1 protein-coding gene and 1 pseudogene are annotated in these 1,412 nt (G+C 72.8%); both read left to right on the top strand.

All coding sequences use genetic code 11. The features are described from left to right. Nucleotides 1-66: 66 nt before the first annotated feature. Nucleotides 67-759 (top strand): annotated as a pseudogene (locus AB0M20_RS43540) (glycosyltransferase family 9 protein); the annotation flags it as partial. A 61-nt stretch (nucleotides 760-820) separates the two neighbouring features. Continuing rightward, nucleotides 821-1,372: a dihydrofolate reductase family protein gene (locus AB0M20_RS43545; RefSeq protein WP_364307367.1), complete on the top strand. Its 552-nt coding sequence runs from the start codon at nucleotides 821-823 to the stop codon at nucleotides 1,370-1,372. Nucleotides 1,373-1,412: the final 40 nt, after the last annotated feature.

Raw genomic sequence — 1,412 nt, forward strand, 5'->3', positions numbered from 1 at the left:
GGGGGGGCGCTGTGGAGCCCGCCGGAGGGCGGGCACGCGCCGCGGCCGTGGTGCCCGCGGGGCTAGCTGGTGTTAACCTTGAGCGGGCCGGGCCCGCAGTCGCACGAGCTGCTGCGGGCCGTCGAGCCGGAGCGGCTGTGGGCCTTCGGCGGCGACGGCCCGGCCTGGGCCGACGAGGAGCACGAGGTGCGGCGCTGGTGCCGGCTGCTGGAGTTCTACGGCGTGCCGGCCGACCCCGCCGACCTCGGCCTGGCCGTCCCGCCGGTGCCGGTGGAGGCGGGCCTGACCATCGTGCATCCGGGCGCGAAGTCACCCTCCCGCCGGTGGCCACCCGACCGGTTCGCGGCCGTCGCGCGCGCCCTCACCCGGGACGGGCACCGCGTGGTCGTCACCGGCTCGGCGGGGGAGCGCGACCTGGCGGCGCGCGTGGCGCGGGACGCCGGCCTAGCCGATCAATCCGTGCTGGCGGGCCGCACCGGGCTGGCCGAGCTGGCCGCCCTGGTCGCGCACGCCCGCCTGCTGATCAGCGGGGACACCGGCATCGCGCACCTGGCCACCGCTTACCGCACCCCGTCGGTGGTGCTCTTCGGCCCGGTGCCACCGCGCCGCTGGGGGCCGCCCGCGGACCGCCCGTCGCACGTCGCGATCTGGCACGGCACCTCGGCCGAGCGCGGCGACCTGATGACGCCCGGTGTGCACCCCGCCCTCGACAAGGTCACCGTGGACGAGGTCCTGAAGGCGATCAAAAGCGAAGCGTAAGCGGGCTCCGGCAGAGTTGTGGCTGTCACCGAGAGAGACCACTGAAAACCGGGAGAATCCGATGCGTAAGCTGATCAACTCGACGTACATCACCCTCGACGGCGTGATCGAGAACCCCATGTGGACCGTGCCGTACTTCGACGACGAGGCCTCCGCCTACGCCGGCACGCTCACCGGCGGCGCCGACGCGCTGCTGCTGGGCCGCAAGACCTACGAGGGCTTCGCCGCCGCCTGGCCGACCCGGGACGAGAGCGACCCGAGCACCGGCGCGGCGTACTTCAACAACGTCAAGAAGTGGGTCGCCTCGCGCACCCTGACCGACCCGCAGTGGCGCAACAGCGAGGTGCTGCAGGGGGATCTGGTCGCCGAGGTCGGCAAGCTGAAGGCGCAGGACGGCAAGAACATCATCCAGTACGGGTACGGATCGGTCACCCAGCAGCTGGTCGAGGCCGGCCTGGTGGACGAGGTGCACTTCTGGATCCACCCGGTGCTGGTGGGTGAGCCGTCACTGACCTCGCCGCTGAGCGATGCCGCGGCGAGCTTCGAGCTGATCGGCACGAAGGTGTTCGGCAGCGGGACCATCGTCGCGACGTACCGGCCGAAGGCGGCCTGACAGACGCGGTCCGGGGGCGGAGAAGGGGCATGACTCCGCC

Source organism: Actinoplanes sp. NPDC051633, from assembly GCF_040681735.1.
GTDB lineage: Bacteria > Actinomycetota > Actinomycetes > Mycobacteriales > Micromonosporaceae > Actinoplanes.

What these genes read in the sequence shown, in the direction of transcription:
- AB0M20_RS43545 (WP_364307367.1), top strand. Translation starts at nt 821, where the DNA reads ATGCGTAAGCTGATCAACTCGACGTACATCACCCTCGACGGCGTGATC.